Here is a 1,113-nt window from a genome sequence, read left to right as displayed (position 1 = left end):
GGTGGAGGCCGATGTTCTGGTGATTCTGACGGATCAGAATGGTTTGTATACAGAAGATCCTCGTAAAAACCCCGCTGCGAGATTGATGAATGAGGCCAGAGCCCTTGATCCTGTTTTGGATGCTATGGCGGGTGGTGTCAGCGGTCGTCTGGGTCGCGGTGGTATGCAAACCAAGCTTCGGGCAGCTCGTCAGGCTGCGGCTTCTGGTGCGGCAACAGTCATCGTCGGTGGGAAGATTGAGAATGTCATCCGTCGTCTTTTTGAGCAGGAAGTTCTGGGTACTTTGCTCACGCCGGATCATGAACGAATGGCTGCTCGCAAGCAGTGGTTGCAGGGGCATATGCAGACTTCAGGTAAGCTGATGCTGGATGCGGGTGCAGTGAATGTGCTTAAAAATCAGGGCAAAAGCCTTCTTGCTGTCGGGGTAAAGGCTGTAGAGGGGCGCTTCCTCCGCGGGGAGATGGTGGCCTGTGTCGATGAGTCCGGCCATGAAGTGGCTCGTGGTTTGATCAATTATGGTTCAGATGATGCCAGGAAAATTATTGGTAAACCCAGTCACAGGATTGGTGAATTGCTAGGTTATTCGGGAGAGCCTGAGCTTTTGCATCGAGATAATATGGTGCTTGCAGGGCATTGAGCCAGTTATGGGGTCTATGGGACCAGATCGTAACTTATTTTGAAAGTAGACTTCATGATCTGATCCCGGTTTTCACACTTTTATTCCTGTTTGTTTTTTCTCCACAGAAAGGATGATGCTTTTGCCAAGTGTTTGCCCAGCCAGGCAGTATGGCTGGCAATCAATCCTGATTGTTTGGCAGCCCAGAGAATCAGGAAAAAGTTGGAGGCGACAAATTTTTTGCCGTAGTAAGGCCAGTTTTTGGCACTGATGGCGCTGTGTTTCCTATTGTATTTGAAAATGGGGATACAGTCTTCCAGAGGGGAGCCTGTCAAACTTTCAAAGATAATGTTAAAGGCAGCCTGACCAAATGAAACACCCAGAGCGCTTCTTGCGCCCATGCCTAAATATTTGGCCGCTGCCATTTTGATGGAGCTGAAGGTAAATGCAGAGACTGCGACTTGTTGGCTCAGAACAGCCCATGAGGTGGTTGCTAC

The 1,113-nt window shown here is 49.7% G+C and carries 2 protein-coding genes; one reads left to right on the top strand and one right to left on the bottom strand.

The window, feature by feature from the left end; all coding sequences use genetic code 11:
* Positions 1-637, top strand: a 637-nt coding sequence (gene proB / locus KDK18_RS05110; protein ID WP_257253669.1) for a glutamate 5-kinase, incomplete at its 5' end; no start/stop codon positions are given.
* Between the two features lie 80 nt (positions 638-717).
* Here the strand turns inward: proB and KDK18_RS05105 are convergent.
* On the bottom strand, positions 718-1,113 hold a 396-nt coding region (locus KDK18_RS05105), incomplete at its 5' end, for a hypothetical protein (protein ID WP_257253667.1).

It is taken from the genome of Endozoicomonas sp. SESOKO3 (assembly GCF_024606255.1).
Note: the sequence above shows the minus strand (reverse complement) of the source record. Positions and strands in the feature narration are given on the sequence as shown.